The following is a 24,622-nucleotide window of genomic DNA, read 5'->3' as shown; positions in this document are numbered from 1 at the left end:
TACTATTAGCATTTTGAAGGAGCATCTTTTGATTTACTTTTAAACATTATAACGTTATATTTACTTCTTCCTTTTTTTATGTTACGCTAAACGTGTGAAAGAGACATAAAATGAAACTTTAATGTAAGCGCATTCTTATGGCTTCTTATAGAAAAGGGTGGAAGTACAATGACAGAACGATTCGTACTACGTAATGTGAAACGTGTGAACGGGGAAGAGATTGACATTGTAATTGAAAATAATAAAATCGCACAGGTGACGAAAGCTGGTGTTGGTGAGGGTGGAAAGGTTCTTGATTACTCTGGTACTTACGTATCGAGTGGTTGGATTGATTTGCATGTTCACGCTTTTCCAGAGTTTGATCCGTATGGCGATGAGGTTGATGAAATTGGCGTTAAGCAAGGGGTAACGACAATTGTTGATGCGGGTAGTTGCGGTGCTGATCGCATTGCAGATTTAGTAAAAAGTAGAGAGCAGGCAAAAACGAATTTATTTGCCTTTTTAAATATTTCTCGCATCGGTTTGAAACGAATTGATGAATTATCCAATATGGAATGGATCGATAAAGAGAAAGTAATAGAAGCAGTAGAAAATTATAAAGATGTAATCGTTGGGTTAAAAGCGAGAATGAGTAAAAGTGTCGTTTGTGATAGTGGAATTGAACCGCTTCATATAGCGCGCTCTTTATCTCGCGAAACATCATTACCGATTATGGTACATATCGGTTCAGCGCCTCCTCACATTGAGGAAGTTGTACCTCTTTTAGAAAAAGATGATGTCATTACACATTATTTAAACGGGAAAGAAAATAATTTATTTGATGAAGAAGGCAAACCGTTACCTGTGTTACTAGATGCAGTGAATCGCGGTGTGCATTTAGATGTTGGACATGGTAATGCTAGTTTTTCATTTAAAGTAGCAGAGGCCGCAAAGCGTCACGATATTGCTTTTAATACAATTAGTACAGATATTTACCGGAAGAATCGCGTGCACGGTCCCGTGTATAGTATGGCTCACGTTCTTTCGAAATTCCTTTACTTAGGTTATCCGCTAGAAGAAGTAATTGACGCGGTTACGAAAAATGCAGCAGAGTGGCTGAAAAAACCAGAGTTTGGCCGCATTCAAGAAGGAGATATTGCAAACTTAACTTTATTTACGGTGAAAGATGAGAAGGTTACGTTAATAGATTCAGAAGGGGATCAGCGCATTGCTGAAAGAAGAATTGATACGAAAGGGGTTGTAATTAATGGGTCATTCATTGAATGCTAAGTACGGATTAAAAAGAGTGATTAATGCGAGTGGTAGAATGAGTATTTTAGGTGTATCTGCTCCGACAGATACAGTTATGGATGCGATGAAACATGGGGGACAAAATTATGTGGAAATTGCTGATTTAGTAGATAAAGCAGGAGACCATATTGCAAGAATTCTAGATTCAGAGGCAGCGGTCGTTGTGAATTCAGCATCGAGCGGAATTGCGCTTTCTATTGCTGGTATCGTTACTGAAGGAAATCGCCGTAAAAGTGAAAGACTTCATCAAGAGGTAATCGCGAAAAACGAAGTGATCATGTTAAAAGGTCATAACGTTCAATACGGTGCTCCAGTTGAAACGATGATTTATTTAGGCGGAGGAAAACTTGTAGAAGTTGGCTACGCAAATGAAGGGAAAGCAGAGCATATTGAAGATGCAATTGGTGAAAATACAGCAGCGATTCTATATGTGAAATCGCATCATGCCGTGCAAAAAAATATGATTTCTGTTGAAGAAGCATGGGAAGTCGCGCAAAGAAATAACGTACCACTTATCGTGGATGCGGCAGCTGAAGAAGATATTCAAAAATATGTGAAGTATGCAGACCTTGCCATTTATAGTGGTTCAAAGGCAATTGAAGGGCCTACTTCTGGTATTGTTGGCGGGAAACGAAAATATATTGAGTGGCTGAAAGTGCAATTACATTGCATTGGAAGAAGCATGAAAGTTGGGAAAGAAACAACTTTTGGTTTACTTCAAGCACTTGATGAGTACGGAGTAAAAGAAGATAAGAGTGAGCAAGAAAAAGAGTTATTACAAGTACTTATGCCGCTAAAAGAATTAAACGGTGTAAATGTAACAATCGTTCAAGATGAAGCGGGAAGAGCAATCTTTAGAGCACGTATTCATATTAACGAAAAAGAGTTAAATAAATCGGCAAAAGACGTTGTGACAGCATTACGCGAAGGAGAAATTGCAATCTACACACGTGATTACGGAGTAAGACAAGGATTCTTTGATATCGATCCACGTCCACTTCAAGGTGATGACATACATGTGATTGAAGAAAAATTGAGAGAAATTGTAGGGGGAAATTAAAATGACAAACATTCAAAAACGTTTTTATAAAGGCCGCGTAGCATTAAATGTATTAGCAAACAATATAGAAAATGCGAAAGATATTTTTGAAGCAGCAGAAGGTTATGTAGTAGTAGGCGTATTATCAAAAGATTATCCAACAGTAGAAGAAGCTGTTACAGCGATGAAAGCATACGGAAAAGAAATTGATGACGCTGTATCAATTGGACTCGGAGCTGGAGATAATCGCCAAGCAGCAGTTGTAGCTGAAATTGCGAAGTATTATCCTGGTAGTCATATTAACCAAGTGTTCCCTTCAGTTGGAGCGACACGTGCAAATCTTGGCGGAAAAGATAGCTGGATTAATAGTTTAGTATCACCAACAGGAAAAGTAGGGTACGTAAATATTTCTACTGGTCCAATTAGTGCAGCAGGGGAAGAAAAAGCAATCGTTCCAATTAAAACAGCGATCGCACTTGTACGTGATATGGGCGGAAATTCATTGAAATACTTCCCAATGAAAGGTTTAGCTCATGAAGAAGAATATCGCGCAGTTGCGAAAGCTTGTGCGGAAGAAGGATTTGCATTAGAGCCAACAGGCGGAATTGATAAGGAAAACTTTGAAACAATTGTACGTATTGCGCTTGAAGCAAACGTAGAGCAAGTTATCCCGCACGTGTACTCTTCTATTATTGATAAAGAAACTGGCAATACGAAAACAGAAGATGTTCGTGAATTATTAGCAGTCGTGAAGAAGTTAGTTGATCAATATGCGTAAGAAAATTGCAGCGTTCGGCGAAGTAATGATGCGCCTGCAAGTACCAGGATATGAATTGTTGTCGCAAGCAAACACATTAAATTACTCATTTTCTGGTACAGGTGTGAACGTGGCAGCAGCACTTTCTCATCTAGGGCATGAAGGGCTTCTTATTTCAACTTTACCGGAAAATTCGGTTGGGAATGCGGCATTATCTTACATTCAAAAGTTAGGTGTGCAAACCTCGCTTGTTTCAAGAGGCGGCAAATATGTCGGCATGTACTTTTTAGAAAATGGATTTGGTACACGTGCAAGCCGCGTTACATATTCAAATCGATTAGAAAGTAGCTTCAATACGGCATGTGAAGAAATGTATCAATTTGAAGAAATCGCAAAGGAAATTGATATCGTTCATTTTTGCGGCATTACACTTGCGATGAATGATACGGTGCGCCATCATATGAAATCTTTGGCGAAAGCAGTGAAAGAAAACGGAGGAACTGTCGTCTTTGATTGCAACTATCGTCCATCTCTTTGGGGAGAAGACGGGTATGAGCAGGCGAAACCACATTATGAAGAAATGCTGGATCTTGCTGATATCGTTATGATGAACGAAAAAGATGCGATGTTTGTTCTTGGAATGAAAACAGAAAAGACGGAGCGAGAGGCGCAACTTGTTGATCTTATTCCAAAGGCAGCTGAAACATATCATATCGCTACAATCGCTGGTACACATCGCTCTATTAATAGCGATAATACACACTCGCTTCGCGGATTTATATGTAAAGATGGTGCGTTCACTTTTGCAAAAACACTTACGTTTTCTGTATATGATAGAATAGGTGCTGGAGATGCTTATACGAGCGGGATTATTCATGGCGAGATAGAAGAGTTTGCACCAGAGAAAGCTGTTTCATTTGCGTCAGCAGCTGGAATGCTTGCACATACAATCGTCGGTGATACGCCAATGTCATCAGAGAAGGATATACTTCGGGCAATGACGACATCAGTAGGTGATGTAGAAAGGTAGTGGGTGTAACGGTGAACGTAACGAGAAAAAAAGGACCATTATATTTACAAATAAAAAATATTATTCGTGATCGAATATTGCATGGTGTATATGCGATTCATACAAATATTCCTTCCGAACCACAGTTAGAAGAAGAGTTCAAAGTGAGCAAAATTACAGTGCGAAATGCGATTAAAGAACTCGCTCAAGAAGGATATTTGGAAAAGAAAAGCGGTAAAGGAACGAAAGTCATCCGTAACACTTCTGCGACAAAGTTGTCAAAGGGAAAGAAATTTACTGAAGTGTTAGTGGAAGAAGGCTATAAAGTACAGAAGAAATTGCTAAAAGCAGAAATCGTTCAGAATGAAGAAGGAACAGTGCCATTTCAATTATTCGGTAAAGAGAGTTTTCGTATTGAACGTTTATATACGTTAAATGATGCACCGTATATTCATTATACGCACTATTTCTCAGCGAAAATGGCAAGTACAGATTTATCGGATTTTGATTTACAATCGCTTTACGATTTAGTCGAGGACCGAGGCATTCATTTAGAAAACTTCAGAGATGAATTCGCTGTTGGACTTGCGTCTAGTTTCGTTGCAGAAGCGTTAGGTGAAAAAGAGGGGACAGCGCTATTAAAACGTATGCGTTATTCTTACGATGAAGTTGGCGAAGTAATTGAATATAGTGAAGGCTACTACAATACAGAAATGCAGCATTATGTAGTGAATTATGACGTATAAAAAAGAGGGTATTTGCCCTCTTTTTTTATAAAGTAAGGGGAATGCGAGATGGATATATACTTATTAATCGTCACGTTACTTGCAATTGCGATTGTTATTTTAGGGGTATCATGGTGGAAATGGCATGCATTTATTAGTTTAACAGTTGCGAGTTTATTTTTAGCTATCATGTCTGGATTGAATTTAACGAAGATAGTGACTGCCTATGAATCTGGTGTTGGTAGTGTACTAGGGCATTTAGTTGGTATTTTAGCTCTCGGTACAATTTTAGGAAAAATGATGTCCGATTCAGGGGCCGGCATGCAAGTGGCAGATTTCTTTATTCGATTTTTCGGTGTGAAGAAACTACCGTGGGCTATGTTATTTGCAGGATTTGTTATAGGGATTCCAGTATTTTTTGAAGTGGGGATCGTCATTTTATTACCACTCGTTATTTCCATCCGAAAAACGACGAAGCAAAATATATTATTAATTGCGTTACCTGTCATTGCTGGATTATCTATTGTTCACGGGCTAGTGCCTCCGCATCCAGGTGCGATGACAGCAATCGGTATTTATAACGCGAACTTAGGAAAGGTACTTTTATATTCATTACTTATCGCGCTACCAGCAGCTATTATCGCAGGACCGATATTTGCAAAGTGGGTACATAAAAGGGTTATACCTGAAAATGAACCAGAGCTTATTCGAGTTACGACTGTCTCAACTGATTTACCGAGTCGTAAAGTTTCATTCTTTATTATTTTATTACCAGTTGTATTGATGATTTTATCAGTCGTTGCACCATATATTTCATTACCGAAAAAGATGACTGAATTTTTTGTATTTATCGGAAGCCCAGTAATTGCTTTACTTATTTCATGTTTCGCAGCATTTTATTTACTTGGGATAAGACAAGGAATTAATAAAAAGATGATTAAAAAATTAACGGATGAAAGTTTATTACCAGTCGGTTCCATTATTTTAATTATCGGTGCAGGCGGTGGATTTAAACAAATATTAATTGAAAGTGGCGTTGGAACAGCGATTGCGCAAATGGCAGAGCATATATCGTTATCACCAATTGTATTAGCTTTCATGGTAGCTGGATTAATTCGAATTGCAACAGGTTCAGCAACAGTAGCGTTAACGACAGCAGCGGGAATTGTTTCACCAGTTATTCAGCACATGTCTGGTGTGAATTTAGAATTGCTCGTTATAGCAACCGGTGCAGGTTCATTAATGTTTTCTCACGTAAATGATGCAGGGTTTTGGCTTGTAAAAGAATATTTAGGTTTGACAGTAAAAGAAACGTTTAAAACGTGGACGGTGCTGGAAACATTGTTATCATTTATTGCATTCGGTTTTGCTCTTTTGTTGAATATGTTTCTTTAAAGGATACCTGAATAGGTATCCTTTTTTAATAAAGTCCAATTCCTAAAACAAGCCCGTTTTTAGGTAAGCCAAGCTTCCTATTCGCCCTGAAAACATAATATAAATGGAATCCCCTCATTTAGAACAAGAGGAACTTGTTATGAATGATACTAAAGGAGGAATAGGGTAATGAGCGAAAAGTGTGAACACAGACATGATGATTGTAACCGCAGACATGGTTGCGGCGGCGGTTTTGCGCTTCTAATCGTATTGTTTATTTTATTAATCATCATCGGTGCTAGCTGCTTCGGCGGTGGCGGTTCTTGTGGTTATGGTGGTTACGGCGGTTATGCTGGCGGCTACGGTGGATATTGCTGCTAATTAAAAACTATTGAAAATGGCCTTGTGCGTATTGCACAAGGCCATTTTATTCATATTTTTATGTGTTGTGATAATTTATTAATATATAGAGATCGGATTAAGAAGAAGAAAATGATCTCAATAATCCCGAATAAAGTGAGTACGATACATGTCTCTTTCAGTAATGAGAAAGAAAACATGCTTTGTAAAAACTTAATGGCGAATATTGTATGAATACCAGCAACAATATAAGGAACGAAAAATAATATTCCTAATTGAATCGTTGCAGAACGAAACATTTCTGATTCTGTTAAGCCAAGTTTTGTAATCGTAATATACTTTTGTCTTTCAGTTGTTAAGTCGTTATACATACGGAAATATAAAACGCTAGCCGCACCGATAAAGAAGATAAAGCCAAGAAATGCCCAAATAAAGAATTGAGCAACTGCATTCCCTTTACCGTAAATGAGTTCATCCGTAGCTGTATATATGAAGAAAGGAACTTGAGCGTTCTCTTCTGTATGCTTTTCGTAGAACTTACGTGCATCGCCACTAATAACACGTAACATATTTTTTGTTGGAACGATTGCATTTTCCCAGTTTTCTACGAAGTAGTTATAGATTACGGTTGTTTCAATATGAGGAATCATATTATCAAATACATAATCTTGTACGACAGCTAAATGTGGGAATGCAAAGGATGGTTCTATTCCTTTATTAATAAACCCTTTAATATGAAATTCTTTTTTATTAGATCCAAGTGTAATCGTATTATGCTTTGCAAATGGATTAGATACGAGATTGAGAAGTTCTGGTGAGTGGCGAGAAATAATATACACTTCTGTAGAATCAATTGTTATTTCCGGCCTTTTCAATTGTTTAGCAATTGCGTTATAATCACTCATCTTCATAAGCATAATGTCTTCTTTTGAAGCTGTATCTTTTACTACTGTAAACTTATATTTTCTGTACTGAAAATTACTATTTGTAAGCTCAGTTTCAATTGCAGTAATATGCTTTTGTTCAAGGGAATTGTCACCTTCTGATGTATAAGTGAAGGGGACGGGATATCGTTCTAGTACCGATGCTGTTGTATTGTTATTAGCAGCGAATAAACCAATAATAATCGTAAATGCTAGTGCAGATAGCATAGAAACGATAAAGAGTACATTAATATTACTACGAGTCCGGTTAGCTAAATCTGAAATCCATAACATATTTATTTGCTTCATATAAAACTTTCTCCGCTTTTTCAAAATAAAGATAAAGAGAAGAAATGTTTGTGAAAAGAATAAATATGTTCCTACCACTACGAGCGGTAAAATAGATAGCATAATTAAGAATACAGATCCATTTTGTGCATTTTTTTCTGTTATATAGCCTTGCGGATAACCAGCGATATAATAGCATAGTGCTAAACAAATTAAAGCAAATAATGAAATGAGTATAGACGGTCTTTTTTCGCTTTTTTCCTTTTTACTATTTTTAATTAATCGAGTTGTTTTACGAGTACGAATAAACATCGGTGTAAACGTAGATACGATGAGAAATAAAATAATAAAAGTTATTGTCGTTACGATAATAGCTTCTGTTGGCCAATATAAATAGAGGCCTTTTGCGTTTGTTAATTTAGAAGTAACGAGTAAGAAAAAGTTAGAAAAAACAAGACCGCCTTGAATACCAGCAAAAATAGCGAGCATTCCAATAATCATATTTTCAGTAAACAAAAGACGTTTTAATTGTTTTTGAGATATACCGAGAACAGTTAAAACGCCGAATTGCTGCTTCCGAACATTTAAAAATGTTCCGATTGAATATAAGAGAAAGAAGAACGAGAACAAAACGATAACAAACTGTGCCATGCCGGCTAAGTTCATCAGTGGATCTTGTTCCTGTAATTTATTCATAATTTGTAAGCGTGGATGATACGCGTATACAGTAAATGAAAAGAAAACCATAATAGAAAAAGCACTACTTACAAAATAAGCGAAATATGCTTTAGAATTACGCGAGACATTTTTAAATGCGAATTGCCAAAATGTCATCCACGTCTTCCTCCTAATAATGCTAAAACATCTAATATTTCTTGATAAAATTTCTCACGGTACAATCCGCGGTGTAGTTCATTGTAAAGCTCTCCATCTTTAATGAAAATAACACGGTTACAATAACTTGCTGCAAACGGATCGTGCGTAACCATTAAAATCGTTGCATCTTCTTCTTTATTTAATTTCGTAAATAGCTCCATTACGTCAATTGCCGCTTTTGAATCTAAGTTTCCTGTCGGTTCATCGGCAAGTAGAAGTGAAGGATGATGAATAACAGCACGTGCTACTGCAGTACGCTGTGCTTGTCCTCCAGAAACTTCAAAAATACGCTTGTCCAAAATATGATCAATTCCAAGCTTTTTTGAAATGTTATCAAGCTTTTCATCCATTTCTTTTAATGGAACATTATCTAATGTTAAAGGTAGTACGATATTTTCACCGATTGTTAGTGTATCTAGTAAGTTAAAGTTTTGGAAAACAAATCCTAACTCTTGTCTTCGGAAAATAGCTAACTTCTCTCTACGAAATGTGTGCGGTTTTTTTCCGTTAATCACGACATCACCAGAAGTCGGAGAATCGATTGTAGAGATAACGTTTAAAAATGTAGATTTCCCGCTACCAGATGGTCCCATAATGGCAACGAATTCCCCTTTATCCACGTGTAAATTTATATTTTTTAAAGCAGTATGAGGGACTTTTCCCTCATATACTTTTGAGACGTTTTTTATGTGTAATACTTCTTCCATAGTAATCACCTTTCTACTTTTTAAAACTTAATGTGTTGTGATAATTTTTGCATATAAAAGGAACGAATTAAAAGGAAAAATAAAATTTCAACCGTTCCAAAAATCATAAGTACGACTGTAATCTCAGCGAAGAACGAGAGATGTAAAACTTCTTGTAGCATCTTTGTCGCAAACATCGTATGAATCGATGCCATAATGTATGGAACAAAGAAAAGAATCGCAAGTTGAATTGTAGCAGATCGTTTCATCTCAGCTTCTGTTAAACCGATTTTTGTAATCGTTACATACTTTTCTTGTTCATTTGTTAAATCTGTATACATCCTGAAGTAAAGGACACTGCCAGCACCAATAAAGAAAATAACACCTAAGAAAGTACCAATTAAGAAGAACGAAGCGACATTTTGTTTTGTTGTGTATAGAGAATCGCTCGCTTCACTTGCATGGAAAGGCTTGTGCTCTGCTTGAATGTTGTTCCCGTCGGTATTAATTTTGTCTATGAATAACGAGCCGATGTTATTAGCTTTTTCCCAGTCCTTAACTTTAAAGCTATATACACTCATCTGTTTTGAAACGGAGGATAATGCTTCTATATTTTCATCAGATAGTATGAGCAATTGGTATATTAAGCGATTTGGGAATGGGTTATAACTTTTATATTCTTTCACTTGTAGTTGTAAATTGTTTTGAGTAAGTGTAAGAGTATTTTTCTTGTCTTTATTATGAAGCGTTCCAATAACTTGATCATCTAAGTCTTTCATAAGAATATAAGATTCATTCTTATTTACTGTGAGCGTTTCCCAATTTAAAGCCTTAGCAAGTACATTATAGTCACTTTGTTTAATTGCATAATAGAGCTGCGAATTTTCTTCCGCTGAAGATACTTCATATATATCCGTTTTAAATTGTTTATAAGTAAATTGCTCTTCGTTAAACTTTTGTTTTAACCAATTTAAATGTTCATCTGCTAACGTATTTTCAGTATGTGATAAATATGTAAAAGGAAAAGGATTTTCTCTTACTGTATCGAACTTCATAAATTTACCAAAACCATATAAGAATGTAATCATAGTAAAAGCAAGTGTTGATAGCATCGCTACAATAAAGAGCATGTTAATGTTTGTCCGAATGCGCGCTGCTAAATCAGAAATCCAAAGCATATTAATTCGCTTCATATAAAATGTTCTTCGCGTTTTTAATATACGAATGAGTAAAAAACTAATTTGTGAAAAGAAAAAGTATGTTCCAGCTGCAATAAGCGATGGGATGACAAATATACTAGAGACGGCATATAAAAGCCCAATGATGTCACCTAGCGACATAAAATACAGCGGATTTGCGGCTAACGTATATCCACATATTAAACACATCGCACCAAATAGAGAGATAAGAACGGATGCTTTTCTTTCTTTTTGTTTTGTTCCTTCTTTTAAAAGACGTACGGCTTTTCTCGTACGAATGAGCATCGGTGTAAAAGATGATACGAGAATGAAGAGCCCAAGAAAGATGATGATAGTTAAAACGATAGCACTTGTAGGCCCATATAAATATAAACCAGGTACGTGTGTAATTTTGGCGGTAACTAACAAAAAGAACTGCGAGAAGACAAGTCCAAGTTGAACGCCGAAAAAGATGGAAAGAACACCAATTAGCATGTTTTCTAGAAATACGAGTCTCTTTAATTGTTTTTGAGATATGCCAAGTACTGTTAAAATCCCAAATTGCTTTTTTCGTACTTTTAAGAAGGTACCGATTGAATATAGTAAAAAGAAAAACGAAAAGAATACAATGACAACTTCTGAAATTGTCATTAATATGTTCAGAGCAACATTCACGTCTGTCATATGCAATTTAGGATGAAATAAATAAACTGCAAATGAGAAAAAAATTGCGATGGAAAACGCACTGCTTACAAAATAGGCGAAATAAGCTCTGGCGTTCCGCGTCACATTTTTAAAGGCAAACTGCCAAAATGTCATTCACCTAAACCTCCTATTAGAATGAGCATGAAAAAGGAAGGATGAGATCCCACCTTCTCATGTGATAACTTTTTTAATATGTTAACCATTCGTATACTGTGATAATTTTTGCATATAAAGTGAACGAATGAAGAAGAAAAAGATAATTTCAACGAATCCAAAAATAATAAGAACGGCTGAAACTTCTTTGAACAAAGATAGACCAATTACATCTTGTAGCATTTTCGTTGCAAACATTGTATGAATGGATGCCATAATGTACGGAACGAAAAATAAAATACTAAGTTGAATGGTTGAAGATCGTTTCATCTCTGTATCTGTTACACCAATTTTAGAAATCGTTATATATTTCTCATGTTCGTTCGTTAAGTCTGTATACATTCTAAAGTAAAGAACGCTACCAGCGCCAATGAAGAAAATAACTCCTAAAAATGTCCCGATTAGGAAGAATGCCGCACTGCCTGATGTTATTTTGTATAACGATCCTGCTGATTCAAAGGAACGAATAAGAGGCCCTTCATACTGGAATTTATTTCGATCTTTTTGCACTTTTTCTATAAAATTATCAGCAATTTCATATGTCTGTTCCCAGTTTTGAATTTTGTAATTGTATGCTGATATATGTTTTACGGTGTTAGGTAAGTTATTTACGATAATATCAGGCAACACTATCGTTTGATATGAAAAGTCAGATGGGATTGCGTTTACATGCTCATAGCCTTTTACTCGTAATTTCGTATTTGTACTAGAGAGTGTAATGTAATCTCTTTTGTAGCTTTGCTCAAATTCATTGAATATGGTGATATAAGATGTCCCTGTTAGCACATATGCTTCGTTATCATCCATAAATAGTTGTTTCATTCGTAAAGAATCTGCAAGTTTGTTATAGTCACTTTGCTTAATTGCGTATACGTCATTATAAATAGCTATATCTTTATCTTCTTTTAGTGGTGTTTCATATATATCAGCTTTTATTTTTTGATAAGGGAAATGCTCTTTTTGTAATTGTTGCTCAAGCCAATTTAAATGCTCTGTAACAAAAGGGTTCGCATCATAAGAAAAATAAGAAATTGGGAAAGGAGAAGTTCTATTAACCTCTAGCTTAATAAATTTTCCGAATCCATATAGAAACGTAATCATTGTGAAAGCGATAGTAGATAGCATCGCTACAATAAAAAGCATATTAATATTCGTTCGAATACGGCTCGCTAAATCCGAAATCCAAAGCATATTAATCCGTTTCATATAAAACTTCCTTTTTTTCTTTAAAATATAAATAAGTAAGAAACTAATTTGTGAAAAGAAGAAATATGTTCCGACTGTAACAAGCGTTGGGATAACGAAAATACTTGAAACCATATATATAACACCGATTTGCGGGCTTACTGATACAAAATATTTAGGATTTCCAGCTAACGCATAACCACCAAATAAACAAATCGCACCAAATAATGAAACAAGTATGGATGGTTTTCTTTCTTTTTGTTTTCCACCATTTGTTTTTAAAAGGTGTACCGCTTTTTTTGTACGAATAAGCATTGGTGTGAATGCAGATACAGTGATAAAAAGACTAAGGAAAACAATAGTTGTTAAAATAAACGCTTTAGTAGGACCGTATAAATATATTCCTGGAATATGCGTAAGTTTGGCTGTTACTAATAAGAAAAATTGAGAAAAAACAACTCCAAACTGCATGCCGAAAAAGATAGATAAAACCCCGATTAACATATTCTCCATAAAAACAAGACGATGTAATTGTTTTCTCGATATTCCTAAAATGGTCAAAATACCAAATTGTTTTTTTCTAACTTTTAAAAAAGTACCAATGGAATATAGTAAAAAGAAGAAAGAGAAAAATACAATTACTACTTCTGAAAATATCATTAATCCTGAAATTTCAGAGGTCATGTCAAAGTTTTGTAATTTCGGATGGAATAAGTAAACAGCAAACGAAAAGAAAACAGCAATGGAAAAGGAACCACTTACAAAGTAAGCAAAATAAGCTCTTGAATTACGCGTTACATTTTTAAATGCAAATTGCCAAAATGTCATAAATTATACCTCCGGCTAGAAGATATAGAAGTAGTTGTATTGCAAAAAATGTATGAGAGTGAGTTCTCATACATTTCGCTTACATATGTTACGATCATGCTTCGGTCACCTTCTCCGTATGTTCTGCTTGATTATTTGCAGCGTTGTGGAAGATGATTTTAATCGTCGTTCCTTTACCAACTTCAGAATCTAGTTTGACAGAGTGACCTAAGTAATCACAAATTTTACTTACAATATAAAGTCCCATACCAGTAGATTCTCCGAATGCACGACCGTTTTTCCCAGTGTAAAACGGTTCAAATACTCTTCGAATATCTTCTTGTGGAATACCCACACCTTCATCACGAACTTCTAAAATAATATCTTTTCCGTTTCGGTAAGCAGATAAGAAAACTTTCTTTCCGCGTTCCCCAGAGTAACGAACAGCGTTTGTCATTAACTGATAGATGATAAATTTTAGCCATTTCGCATCAGAAGCAACTTTTAAATCCGAATGGACTTCTAAAACAGGGAAGACACCATTACGAATGAATAGTTCTTTTAATCCGTTAATATTTTTTGTTACTGTATCTTTTAATGAAATTGTCTCAACATGGAAATCTTCATGGAAGTTATTTAGCCTTGCCATATATAAAGCCATATCGAGTCCTTGATTTAATCGTTCTAATTCTTTTTTGAATTTCGGAATCAAATGCTCATCTTCCATTTCGAGCACCATAAGCTGCATAACGGATACAGGTGTCTTCATTTGATGTACCCAATGATTAATAAATAATTGATGTTCTTGTTGTTTTACTTCATACGATTGTAGTTCTTTTTGGAAGAGGCGGTACTGCGTACGCACGAGTTCATTGACACCGTGAGGCATCGGAGCAGTCGCTCTTTCAATAAACGCATCTTCCATCTTTTCTGGTTGCTCACTTAATCTATGGTACATTCTACGATTGCGAACGTAACGATAAGCGAGGAAACAAATAAATAAGTATAAACTTAAAACGACGAAGTAAAATTTATTGTTTTGAAATCCATCTACTGCATCATAAAGAACGAAGATGATACCGAAGTTTAATACGTACAGTAGGAAAAATGCAAAATGATCACGTAAAAATAGCTTCATGCTTATTCACTCCAAGTTGCGTTAAAACGATACCCAAGTCCACGTACTGTTTCAATAGAATTCTCAATACCAAGTTCATTAAACTTTTTACGAAGACGCGTAATGTTTACGTTTAATGTATTTTCCTCAACAAAACTTTCGTCATCCCAAAGCGCAGCTAATAAATCTTCACGGCTCGCTGTACGAGGGAATTTAGATAATAACATTTCTGCTAAAATTGCCTCTTTCTTCGTTAAAAGAACTTGTTCAGATCCAAAATGAATTTCTGGACGTTCAGGGAATAGTTTTAAACCTTCTACTTCAACGATACGTTCAGAAATATTTGGTGCATAATCACCGTAAATACGGCGTAATTGTCCTTTAATTTTCGCCATTACAACATCGTAGTGGAACGGCTTTGTAATGTAATCATCCGCACCGCTTTCAATCGCCATAATTTGTTCCATCTCACCTGCACGAGCTGAAATGAAAATAATAGGACAAGTAGATTCATGACGAATTTGGCGGCACCAGTAGAACCCATCGAATTTCGGTAAGTTTACATCAAGTAAAACAAGATGTGGTTTCACTGCGTTAAACGATTCCATAATATCATCGAAATTCTCTGCAACAACAGCTTCATAGCCGTATTTTTGAATGTGAGATTGTAGTAATGATGAAATATTTGGATCGTCTTCAACGATTAAAATTTTATACATATGTATATTCCTCCTCAAAAAAACAATTGTAGCTATAGTGTATCATGTGTTTCAAGTCTTTTCATTATGTTGAAAGATAAGCTAGTAAACAGTATAGGTTAAAAATGAGAAAAGTAAAAAGTATTATAGGAATAATTCAATATATTTTCCTTTTAAATATATGAATGGATAAAAGTATTATATTTTTTTATGAAATTTGGAACTTTATTTTGCTTACCGTCCAATATATAGTGAGAACATCGTTAAGGAGGGGGCACTACTTGGCAAGTAATGAAGATATACATACCTGGATAGAACGCTTATTAAAAGGTGATGAGGAGGCTTTTGAATTTATATTTAACTTAACAAGTCAGAGAATCTATGAAACCGTCTTTGCTATAGTTAAAAATCGGCATGATACAAATGAAATCGTAAATGAAATCTACTTTCAACTTTGGAAATCTATTTCAACATATGATCAATCTAGACCGTTTCTATTTTGGTTGAATGGAATTGTTTACAAACAGATTAGTCAATGGAGAAAACACATATGGAAGAGGATGCGCTTATTTGAAAAACAACAACTAAGTGATGATCCTGTTGTAGAAGTTCCAGAAAAAGTATTATTAAGAAAAGAAGCAGAAGAGCTGCTTTCCTTTTTAACCTGCGTACTCTTTAGATTTTATTCAATATAGAGTAATTGGCGTAGGGTACAAAATAAAAAGGGGCGTATAGATAATTGACAATTAACTAAAATCATTTTAACATTTAGATAAATATCTAAATGTCTAATTAATGAGGGGAAGAAAGACATTGAATCAAGCATTCAAAGCATTAGCAGATCCAACAAGGCGAAAAATTTTAGATTTATTAAAAGAAGGCGATCTAACCGCAGGTGAGATTGCTGAACATTTCAATATGACAAAACCAAGTATTTCACACCACTTAAGCGCACTTAAAAATGCTGAACTTATTCAAGATGAAAAGAAAGGGCAATTCGTTGTGTACTCTTTAAACACAACGGTCTTTCAAGATTTGTTGACTTGGGTGTTTACATTTACGAATAAGGGGGAAGAGGGGAAATGAAAAAACATCTTTTTGCAATCTTATTAATTGTTATAACTTGTTTAGCTTGGGCGTTTGCTTGGCCGCATTTGCCGGATACAATTGCAACGCATTGGAGCGGCGGTAAGGTAGATGGATATTCGTCTAAATTTTACGGAATGATTTCTATGGTCGGAATTATGATTGCATTATATATATTTCTAAATGTGATACCAAAGATTGATCCAAGGAAAGCAAATTACGAGAAATTTTCTAAAGCCTTTATGATGATGAATAATGGGGTACTATTGCTACTATTTGTAGGAAATATAGATATTATTACAAGTGGATTAGGATATAACTTATTCATTAATCGGGTGCCTGAATTATTAGTTGGTGTTTTATTTTTAGTAATGGGTAATTATTTACCACAGTGTAAGCCAAACTTTTTTGTCGGGATGCGTAATCCATGGACGTTAAGTAATGAAGAAGTATGGCGGAAAACACATCGGTTTAGCGGAAAAGTATTTGTGGCGTTAGGAGTTATTATGATTATAAGTGTTTTCGCTCCGGCTGATTGGAGAACTTATATAATGCTTGGGATTATAGTAGTTGCTGTCATTATAACGAATTTATATTCTTACGTTTTGTATAAAAAAGAAATACAAATGTGAGTTATATTAGTCAAATTTTATATTTATAGTTTCTATGTGTTAAGAGATTTTAATACTCAGTGGGAATAATGAAAAGCTCACTGAGTAAATTTTTCGTTTTAAGGTCTGAAAATTCAATCGAAAAGGTGATTTGGAGGGATTTACATGCTAGAAATTATAAATTTTAGCAAGACATATAAAGACGGTAAGAAAGCAGTTGATCATTTGAATATTACTGTTAAAGCAGGGGATATCTTTGGATTTATTGGACATAACGGTGCGGGGAAAAGTACAACAATTAAGTCGTTAGTAGGAGTTATAGATTTTGAAGAGGGTGAAATTTTTGTTGATGGACATTCAGTAAAAAAGGATCCGATTGCATGTAAGAGAGTAATGGCGTATATTCCTGATAATCCAGATTTATATGAGCAATTAACAGGAATTCAATATTTGAACTTTGTTGCGGATGTGTTTAAAGTGCCTGCGAGGGATCGGGAAGAACAGATACAGAAGTATGGGGATGCTTTTGAGATTACACCGTACTTAGGGGATTTAATATCTTCTTATTCACACGGCATGAAACAAAAAGTAGCGATTATATCGGCGGTTTTACATAAACCGAAATTATTAGTTTTAGATGAACCTTTCGTTGGTCTTGATCCAAAGGCAGCAGTAGTATTGAAAGGTATTATGAAAGAGCTTTGTGAAAAAGGAAGTGCGATTTTCTTTTCTACGCACGTTTTAGATGTAGCTGAGAAGTTATGTAATAAAGTAGCGATGATTAATAGAGGGAAATTAGCACTTTCAGGAGAAGTAAATTCTTTAATAAAGGAAGGCTCATTGGAAGAGCTCTTTATGAAGGAGCTTGCTAATGAATACTAATAGTTTAGGTCTTTTGAAAATTCGGTTGATAACGCAGCTCGGTTTAAACACCTTTAAATACGAAAAAGATAAGAAAAAGAAGCAGAATAAGATTTTGCTGACAGCATCTATTGCTCTAGTTGGTGTCATGTTAATGTTATATTGCGGAGCTTCGGCATATGGGTTGGTAAAACTAGGAATGAGTGAAATTATTCCCGTCTATGCACTAGTTATTAGCAGTGTATTAACGTTGTTTTTCACTATATTTAAGGCAAATGGAGAAATTTTTGCTTTTAAGGATTACGATTTTTTAATGTCATTGCCGATTCGCGTAAGTACTGTTATTGCAAGTAGATTTTTGTATTTATACTTGCTGAATACAATCTTTTCAATCATAATCATGCTACCAATGGGAGTTGTGTATTGTATACATGAAAATCCATCAGTTTCTTTTTACTTTATGTGGTTCATCAGTATGTTTATCGCATCTTTAATCCCAACAACAATCGCAGCAATCTTTGGAGCTTCGATTACGGCAATCGCTTCTAAATTTAAAAATACGAATAAAATAACTACGATTTTAAGTTTTATAGTAATTATTACATTCGGTTCCTTTATGCTAAAAAACGGAAATGCTCAATATAGCCTTAATGATATGAACGGAATTGGTGCAATTGTTTCGGAGCAATTAACTAAAGTGTATCCATTAGCTAACATGTTTCAAAAAGCAATTGTTAATGCTGATATGGTAGCTTTCATCTTATTTGTGGGGATATCAGTGATTTGGTATTATCTTTTTGTAAAAATACTTTCGTTAAAATATAAGCAAATAAACACAGGGATCACCACTTATCATATGCTTTCAAATTATGAGATTAATAGCATGAAAAAAGAGAGTGTATTGGTCGCATTGTATAAAAAAGAGCTGACACGTTTCTTCTCTTCTACAGTGTATGTCATAAATAGTGGAATGGGAGTCGTGATGGCGCTAGCTTTCTCGCTAGCTATAGTTGTAGTAGGACCAAGCCAATTAATAGCGTATCCTGGAATTGAGCCCCTGTTGCAAAAGATTGCTCCATTTGCTATTGCAGCAGCGATTTCGATGACATGTACAACATGTGTGTCATTGTCTTTAGAAGGAAAAAATGTATGGATTATTAAATCATTGCCTATAGCGCCAAAGATGATTTATGATAGTAAAATTCTTATGAATCTTTCATTGAGTATACCTGCATCACTTATTAGTGCTGTATTACTGATAATCGGGTTAAAGCTAGATGTTTGGAGTTCTTTTTTCATCGTAATAACACCGATAATATATTCATTATTTTCAGCAGTATGGGGGATTTTCATTAATAATCGATTTGGTTATTATGATTGGGTATCAGAAACTCAAGTAGTAAAACAAAGTATAGGATCGTTTGTTGGTATGTTTGGTGGCTTAATTGTGGCGGTTATACCTGCCTTATTAATTGGTACTGCTACTATCTCGAACTACAGAGTATTTACTTTTGTAGTTATTATAGTGCTTACGATTATTACTATTTTCTTGTATAAGAACGAGTCGAGAAGAAGTATAAAATAAAGGAGCTACTTTTCCTTTAAAAAGGAAAAGTAGCTTCTTTATTTTGAAAAGGTTAGACTCTTATATTACTTTTTTAAAACAGGTACCCATATTTCACTTCTGAAATTCGGAGAGGATACGTCTTTACTTTCATTCCACAATATCTCCGGTCCTTCCGCTAGTTCATAGTTCGAAGAAGGGAACCATTCAGAATAAATACGTCCCCACACATTTTGTAATGCATCAGGAAATGGACCGACAGCTTCAAATATAGCCCATGTTGAAGCTGCGACTTCAAGTTGCGCGAATTGCTCTGGACAATCTTTCGTTGTGGCTACTCCAATATAGTGATCAAGTTCTCCTTTTTCCTCCATTCTCCCTTCAGAAAAATTAGTAGAGGCACTAATAATTCCAGTAGGTTCAATGTTTGAAAGGGACTTTAATGTTTGAATGGAGTCTGGGTTTAAACTCTTCCACATAGAAGCGATTTCTTCATTTACACCATTGAAAACGATTGGTACTCGTTTTGTAATACCTATAATTCGAAATGGCTCTTTTTCTTCAATTCGATAATTCATTTCATTTCCTCCTTGAATGGATAACTGGAAGGTCATTGGTGAATAAGCCTTCAAAGAATGGCTACTATTTCGGGCCTCTGAAGGTGTTATACCGTGCAAGTTTTGAAATGCACGAGCGAATGAATCTGGTGAGTTGTAGCCATATTTTATAGCGACATCAATGACTTTTACATTGCTGTTTTTTAGTTCAAAGGCAGCGAGAGTAAGACGTCTACAGCGAATATAATCAGATAGTGATATGCCTGCTAAAAACGAAAACATTCTTTTAAAGTGATACTCAGAACAGAGAGCTAGCCTCGCAACTTCTTTAAAATCAATTTCATTCGTAAGGTTACCTTCAATATAGTGCATTGCAGCATTCATATTTTTAAGTGAATCCATATTATGACCTCCTCTGTACATAGAATAACAGGAACGAAATAACCCCATCCGACATTTCGTGCACAACTTTGTAGGTACATTTTTTACCTTACAAAATTGTAATGTTCCTGTAAGGAGAATGAATGGATGGTATGATATCCCAATGTTATAGTAGCAAAGTACTTTAATTCATTATGTTAACTTTTTGATGTCTTTACTTATGTGCCTTACATAACTGTCATGTTTGTGTAAGAAACATCGATAGTGGCAAGAGTAGAGAGTGTATATAGTTGAAAATAGAGAATAGAAGAAATGAGGGATGTCGAGATGAAAACAGTGTTAGAAGCAAAAAATATCGAAAAAGTGTATGACACGGGTGGTAATAAATTTGCAGCGTTAAAAGGTATTAACTTACAAGTAAAAGAAGGTGAATTTGTTGGAATTATGGGACCTTCTGGTTCTGGTAAGACGACTTTACTAAATGTTCTTTCTACAATTGATAATGCGACGAACGGTGAAATTTTAATTGATGGAAAAGATATTGTGAAGATGAATGATGATAAGTTAGCGTTATTCCGCCGCGATCATTTAGGTTTCATTTTCCAAGATTATAATTTATTAGATACGTTAACAGTGAAAGAGAATATCGCTTTACCACTTGCGTTATCAAAGGTGAAAGCGAGTGAGATTGATCGCCGCGTTCTTGAAATCTCAAAGAAATTCGGTATTGATCATATTTTAAGTCAGTTCCCATATCAAGTGTCGGGTGGACAGAAGCAACGTTGTGCAGCATCACGTGCAATCGTTACGAATCCAAGTATGATTTTCGGAGACGAGCCAACTGGAGCGCTTGATTCTAAATCTGCAACAGATTTACTTGAAAGTATGAAGTCATTAAATGAATATGATAACTCAACAATTTTAATGGTAACGCATGATGCATTTGCGGCGAGTTATTGTAAACGAGTTATTTTCATTAAAGATGGTGAACTATATAAAGAATTGCACCGCGGTGAATCAACGCGTAAACAGTTCTTCCAAAAAGTCGTTGACGTAATGTCTTCTATTTCTGGAGGTATGGCTGATGACCTTATCTAGCATTGCCCTCCGCAACATACAGCGGAACTTTAAAGACTACTTTGTATATTTTGCATCAATGATATTTAGTATTGTAATTTACTTTACATTTAAAGCACTACAATATAATTCACAAATGGAAAAAGCAGCAGAAGCTTCTAAAAAGATTAGTGGTGCATTTCAAGTTTCCAGTGTGATGCTTATCATTTTCGTAGCAGTGTTCATTATATATTCGAACGGATTCTTTACACGTAAACGTAAAAAAGAAGTTGGGCTATATTCTTTATTAGGTATTCGAAAAAGACAAATTGGTAAAATGCTCTTTTATGAAAATATGTTAATGGGATTAATGTCATTAGTAATCGGGATTGCAATCGGTAGTGTCCTTTCAAAATTATTCCTTGAGTTATTAGTAAATATGATGGGATTAAATTTAAACGTTCATTTTGAAGTACCAATGGCAGCAATTATTGATACAGCAATTATTTTCTTTGTGATTATTTTATATACATCACTCCAAGGATATCGTTTAATTTATCGCTTTAAGTTAATTGAACTTTTCCGCGCAGAACGTGAAGGAGAAGCAATGCCAAAAGGATCTGTTATTATGGCATTAATTTCAGTTGTCTTAATTGGTTCAGGTTATTTCTTAGCATTAATGTTCATGAAGGCCGTTAAATATGCAGACTTTATGGCAGTTGCACTTTATATTTTACTGGCGACAGTATTAGGTACGTACTTACTATTTATGTTCTTTACAGTATTCGTATTGAAACGTGCAAGAAATAATAAATCATCGTTTTATAACGGTATGAATATGGTAACGACGTCACAGCTACTATATCGTATTAAAGGAAATGCAAAGTCACTTGCGACAATTTCTATTTTAAGTGCGGTAACATTAACAGCGGTTGGTACGTCAGTTACGATGTATTACAACACATTTACACAATCAAAAGCAGCTATGCCATACAGTTATTCTTACGAGAAGAAAGATGCAGAGCTTGATAAGAAAGTAAATGCGATTTTTGCAGAAGAGAAGAAAGATCATCCGATCAAAGATCAAGTTGAAATTGAGACAGTTCCTGTAAAAGGGAAGTTTGAAGGAGAGAAAGTTGATTTCATTCTTAATATGAATTACACGATTTCAGAGAAATATCAATTTATGTCTCAATCTGAATTTAACAAGCTTGCTAAAAAAATTGAGGCAGAAACAGTGAATGTAACTGCTGGTGAAGCAATTATATATGATAGTTCGTATATTGAAGGGCATGAGTTTAGCCCTCAATATAAAGGGAATAAAGTAGTATTCCAAATTGGAAATGAAACGAAGAAATTAACGATTCAAGCCGCAAATGATAATGCAATTACAAACTTAGGTGAACTAGTTGTTGTCGTTTCCGATGAAATGTATGAACAAGCGAAACAAGCATTTGGAACACGTATTGTAAAAAATATTGATGTAAAAGATGAAAGAAACAGTAAAGTGTTAACGGAAAAATTAGCAAAAGTGATGCCAACTGGTGTATCAGAAATGGCACCACCATTTAGAGACTTCTATACTGGTTTCCATATGGGACTGGAAGCAACTGGACTAATGATGTTCATCGGACTATTCTTAGGTTTAGTCTTCCTATTAGCGACAGGATCAATCATTTACTTTAAGCAGCTTACAGAAGCAAGTGCTGACCGTGATCGTTACATTGTCCTTCATAAAGTCGGGGTTACAAAACAAGAAATGAAAAAAGCTATTGCAAAACAAGTAAGCTTTATCTTTGCAATTCCACTAGTAATCGGAATCCTGCACAGCTTGTTTGCATTAAAAGGTTTAGGGAACATACTACCATTTGAAATTATGATTCCGCTTCTAATTAGTATCGGAGTATACGGCGCTATTTATATTGGATATTACTTCTTAACAGTTCGTTCTTATTATAAGATCGTGAGTGCGAAGTAATAAAGGGACAGCTATCGTAATAGGGATAGCTGTTTTTTTATTCTTCATAAAATCTTAAGAAACTTCCTCAATTTTTATTAAGAAATGATAGTTATACTTAGAAACAAGTTAAAAACTATTGAACGAATGGGGAGAAGGTTACATGCAACTCATAACATTCTTACATGAATTTATTAAACATCCGAAACATACTGGTGCAATTGCGCCAAGTTCAAAAATATTAGCAAAGAAGATGGTAGATGTAATTGATTTTAATAGAGCGAAATGCATTGTAGAGTTAGGTCCTGGTACAGGAGTCTTTACGAAAGAAATTATGAAGAGAAAGAAGAAGGAAACAATATTTCTTCTTATTGAAATTAATGAAGTGTTTTGCAAAGAGCTAAAGAGAAAGTTTAAAGATGAGCAGAACGTCATAGTTGTACACGGTTCAGCTGAAAATATAAAGAAGTATATGGAAGAGTTCAATATAAAATGCATTGATTACATTTTATCAGGATTACCTTTCACTTCTTTACCAGAAGAAGTTTCAAAGCGCATTTTAAACAATGCGATGGAAGTGATACATGAGAATGGTGAATTCATTACATTTCAATATTCACTTGTGAAAAAAGGCTTTATAGAGCATTTCTTTCCTGAAATTACGCTAGAGAAAGTGTGGCTCAATTTCCCACCAGCGTATGTCTTTAGCTGTAAAAAAGAGCTAAGGAGAGCATATGCATAATGGAATTACATGAATTATTATCCTATATCGAGCAGTACGGTTATTGGGCATTATTTTTCTGTTTATGGTTAGGTATTATCGGTATGCCAATTCCAGATGAAATGATTGTTATGAGCGGTGGTTTCGTATCTTCAGTAGGGATATTAAGTGTTGTTCCTTCATTTGTATTAACATATTTAGGTGTTGTATCAGGGCTTTCTTTAGGATATATATTAGGGAAGGTATTTGGCACGAAGGTACTCCATAAATTAATGAAAAAGAAAAAAGCGAAGTATTTGATAAAATCACAAGAAATGGTTGATAAATACGGACAGTACGCGTTAGTCACAAGTTACTTCATACCAGTTGTAAGACATATCGTACCGTATTTAGTTGGAATGAATAACATGCCATTTAAGGCGTATGCTTTGTATTCTTATACGACAGGCTTTGTTTGGACACTCGTTTATTTCGTACTAGGTTCTTTATTTGGACAACATATTGAAAGAATTGTAGCAGTTGCGATAGAGTATGGTGTGTATTTTGGCGGGATTGTTTTTATAGTTACAGGTATTCTTTATTTATATAGACAAAAAAGAATCACATTGATGAGTAAATAGAAGTAAAGAAAGTTTCTTCCAGTATGAAGGATAAGATA

23 protein-coding genes are annotated in these 24,622 nt (G+C 34.9%); 16 read left to right on the top strand and 7 right to left on the bottom strand.

Translation table 11 applies throughout. The features are described from left to right. The first annotated feature begins 168 nt into the window (after window positions 1-168). The 7 genes from AXW78_RS23405 (at window position 169) to AXW78_RS23375 (ending at window position 6,575) form a co-directional block, all read left to right on the top strand. Window positions 169-1,269, top strand: coding sequence for an amidohydrolase/deacetylase family metallohydrolase (locus AXW78_RS23405; RefSeq protein WP_000139978.1), 1,101 nt, complete (start codon window positions 169-171; stop codon window positions 1,267-1,269). Further along, the gene (locus AXW78_RS23400) at window positions 1,247-2,350 is read left to right on the top strand and encodes a DgaE family pyridoxal phosphate-dependent ammonia lyase (protein ID WP_000510103.1); all 1,104 of its coding nucleotides are present in this window, start codon (window positions 1,247-1,249) and stop codon (window positions 2,348-2,350) included. The genes AXW78_RS23405 and AXW78_RS23400 overlap by 23 nt, the downstream gene beginning before the upstream one ends. Before the next feature lies 1 nt (window position 2,351). Further along, complete coding sequence (dagF, locus tag AXW78_RS23395; RefSeq protein WP_000181922.1) at window positions 2,352-3,107, top strand: 2-dehydro-3-deoxy-phosphogluconate aldolase; 756 nt, start codon at window positions 2,352-2,354, stop codon at window positions 3,105-3,107. Further along, a complete protein-coding gene (locus AXW78_RS23390; RefSeq protein ID WP_061884700.1) occupies window positions 3,100-4,116 on the top strand; it encodes a sugar kinase in 1,017 nt (338 codons plus the stop codon). The genes dagF and AXW78_RS23390 overlap by 8 nt, the downstream gene beginning before the upstream one ends. Next, entirely contained in the window at window positions 4,116-4,841 is a 726-nt protein-coding gene (locus AXW78_RS23385; protein WP_061884699.1) for a GntR family transcriptional regulator, read from the top strand. Before AXW78_RS23390 ends, AXW78_RS23385 begins: the two co-directional genes overlap by 1 nt. 48 nt (window positions 4,842-4,889) lie before the next feature. Continuing rightward, a complete protein-coding gene (gene gntP / locus AXW78_RS23380; RefSeq protein ID WP_000356150.1) occupies window positions 4,890-6,215 on the top strand; it encodes a gluconate permease GntP in 1,326 nt (441 codons plus the stop codon). Window positions 6,216-6,383: 168 nt separating this feature from the next. Continuing rightward, entirely contained in the window at window positions 6,384-6,575 is a 192-nt protein-coding gene (locus AXW78_RS23375) for a YjcZ family sporulation protein (RefSeq protein WP_001290399.1), read from the top strand. A gap of 50 nt (window positions 6,576-6,625) precedes the next feature. Here AXW78_RS23375 and AXW78_RS23370 read toward each other — a convergent pair whose 3' ends face one another. From AXW78_RS23370 to AXW78_RS23345, 6 genes are all read right to left on the bottom strand, one after another. Then, entirely contained in the window at window positions 6,626-8,599 is a 1,974-nt protein-coding gene (locus AXW78_RS23370) for an FtsX-like permease family protein (RefSeq protein ID WP_046946140.1), read from the bottom strand. Next, complete coding sequence (locus AXW78_RS23365) at window positions 8,596-9,348, bottom strand: ABC transporter ATP-binding protein (RefSeq protein ID WP_000393250.1); 753 nt, start codon at window positions 9,346-9,348, stop codon at window positions 8,596-8,598. Before AXW78_RS23365 ends, AXW78_RS23370 begins: the two co-directional genes overlap by 4 nt. A gap of 20 nt (window positions 9,349-9,368) precedes the next feature. Then, the gene (locus tag AXW78_RS23360) at window positions 9,369-11,324 is read right to left on the bottom strand and encodes an ABC transporter permease (RefSeq protein ID WP_061884698.1); all 1,956 of its coding nucleotides are present in this window, start codon (window positions 11,322-11,324) and stop codon (window positions 9,369-9,371) included. Between the two features lie 81 nt (window positions 11,325-11,405). Next, on the bottom strand, window positions 11,406-13,376 hold the full coding sequence (locus AXW78_RS23355) for an FtsX-like permease family protein (protein ID WP_000145029.1): 1,971 nt from the start codon (window positions 13,374-13,376) through the stop codon (window positions 11,406-11,408). 94 nt (window positions 13,377-13,470) lie between these two features. Further along, window positions 13,471-14,493, bottom strand: coding sequence for a sensor histidine kinase (locus tag AXW78_RS23350; RefSeq protein WP_000765341.1), 1,023 nt, complete (start codon window positions 14,491-14,493; stop codon window positions 13,471-13,473). Between the two features lie 2 nt (window positions 14,494-14,495). Next, window positions 14,496-15,191, bottom strand: a complete 696-nt coding sequence (locus AXW78_RS23345) for a response regulator transcription factor (RefSeq protein ID WP_000276738.1) — start codon at window positions 15,189-15,191, stop codon at window positions 14,496-14,498. Between the two features lie 260 nt (window positions 15,192-15,451). Between AXW78_RS23345 and AXW78_RS23340 the strand changes: the two genes are divergently transcribed. The 5 genes from AXW78_RS23340 (at window position 15,452) to AXW78_RS23320 (ending at window position 19,313) form a co-directional block, all read left to right on the top strand. Continuing rightward, on the top strand, window positions 15,452-15,865 hold the full coding sequence (locus AXW78_RS23340; RefSeq protein WP_000157862.1) for a sigma factor: 414 nt from the start codon (window positions 15,452-15,454) through the stop codon (window positions 15,863-15,865). Window positions 15,866-15,983: 118 nt separating this feature from the next. Further along, entirely contained in the window at window positions 15,984-16,256 is a 273-nt protein-coding gene (locus tag AXW78_RS23335; protein ID WP_001070531.1) for an autorepressor SdpR family transcription factor, read from the top strand. Then, window positions 16,253-16,888 carry an SdpI family protein gene (locus tag AXW78_RS23330; protein WP_046946141.1) on the top strand — a complete coding sequence of 212 codons (636 nt, stop codon included), beginning with the start codon at window positions 16,253-16,255 and terminating at the stop codon, window positions 16,886-16,888. The genes AXW78_RS23335 and AXW78_RS23330 overlap by 4 nt, the downstream gene beginning before the upstream one ends. Window positions 16,889-17,032: 144 nt before the next feature. Then, window positions 17,033-17,749 (top strand): ABC transporter ATP-binding protein, encoded by a 717-nt coding sequence (locus AXW78_RS23325; RefSeq protein ID WP_000889756.1) that lies wholly within the window; start codon window positions 17,033-17,035, stop codon window positions 17,747-17,749. Then, window positions 17,739-19,313 (top strand): hypothetical protein, encoded by a 1,575-nt coding sequence (locus tag AXW78_RS23320; RefSeq protein WP_001095682.1) that lies wholly within the window; start codon window positions 17,739-17,741, stop codon window positions 19,311-19,313. Before AXW78_RS23325 ends, AXW78_RS23320 begins: the two co-directional genes overlap by 11 nt. Before the next feature lie 65 nt (window positions 19,314-19,378). Here AXW78_RS23320 and AXW78_RS23315 read toward each other — a convergent pair whose 3' ends face one another. Next, window positions 19,379-20,251 (bottom strand): AraC family transcriptional regulator, encoded by an 873-nt coding sequence (locus tag AXW78_RS23315; RefSeq protein WP_061884697.1) that lies wholly within the window; start codon window positions 20,249-20,251, stop codon window positions 19,379-19,381. Between the two features lie 306 nt (window positions 20,252-20,557). On the opposite strand from AXW78_RS23315, the gene AXW78_RS23310 reads away from it, so the two are divergent. The 4 genes from AXW78_RS23310 to AXW78_RS23295 all read left to right on the top strand — a co-directional run bounded on the left by AXW78_RS23310 (window position 20,558) and on the right by AXW78_RS23295 (window position 24,584). Next, window positions 20,558-21,328 carry an ABC transporter ATP-binding protein gene (locus tag AXW78_RS23310; RefSeq protein WP_000859656.1) on the top strand — a complete coding sequence of 257 codons (771 nt, stop codon included), beginning with the start codon at window positions 20,558-20,560 and terminating at the stop codon, window positions 21,326-21,328. Next, on the top strand, window positions 21,315-23,264 hold the full coding sequence (locus AXW78_RS23305; protein WP_000176158.1) for an ABC transporter permease: 1,950 nt from the start codon (window positions 21,315-21,317) through the stop codon (window positions 23,262-23,264). The genes AXW78_RS23310 and AXW78_RS23305 overlap by 14 nt, the downstream gene beginning before the upstream one ends. 142 nt (window positions 23,265-23,406) lie before the next feature. Beyond that, complete coding sequence (locus tag AXW78_RS23300) at window positions 23,407-23,985, top strand: class I SAM-dependent methyltransferase (RefSeq protein WP_001176073.1); 579 nt, start codon at window positions 23,407-23,409, stop codon at window positions 23,983-23,985. Then, window positions 23,985-24,584 (top strand): DedA family protein, encoded by a 600-nt coding sequence (locus AXW78_RS23295; protein ID WP_061884696.1) that lies wholly within the window; start codon window positions 23,985-23,987, stop codon window positions 24,582-24,584. The genes AXW78_RS23300 and AXW78_RS23295 overlap by 1 nt, the downstream gene beginning before the upstream one ends. The last annotated feature ends 38 nt before the right edge of the window (window positions 24,585-24,622 follow it).

The sequence above is a fragment of the Bacillus thuringiensis genome (assembly GCF_001595725.1).
Taxonomy (GTDB): Bacteria; Bacillota; Bacilli; order Bacillales; family Bacillaceae_G; genus Bacillus_A; species Bacillus_A thuringiensis_K.
This window is presented reverse-complemented; position numbering and strand designations above follow the sequence as displayed.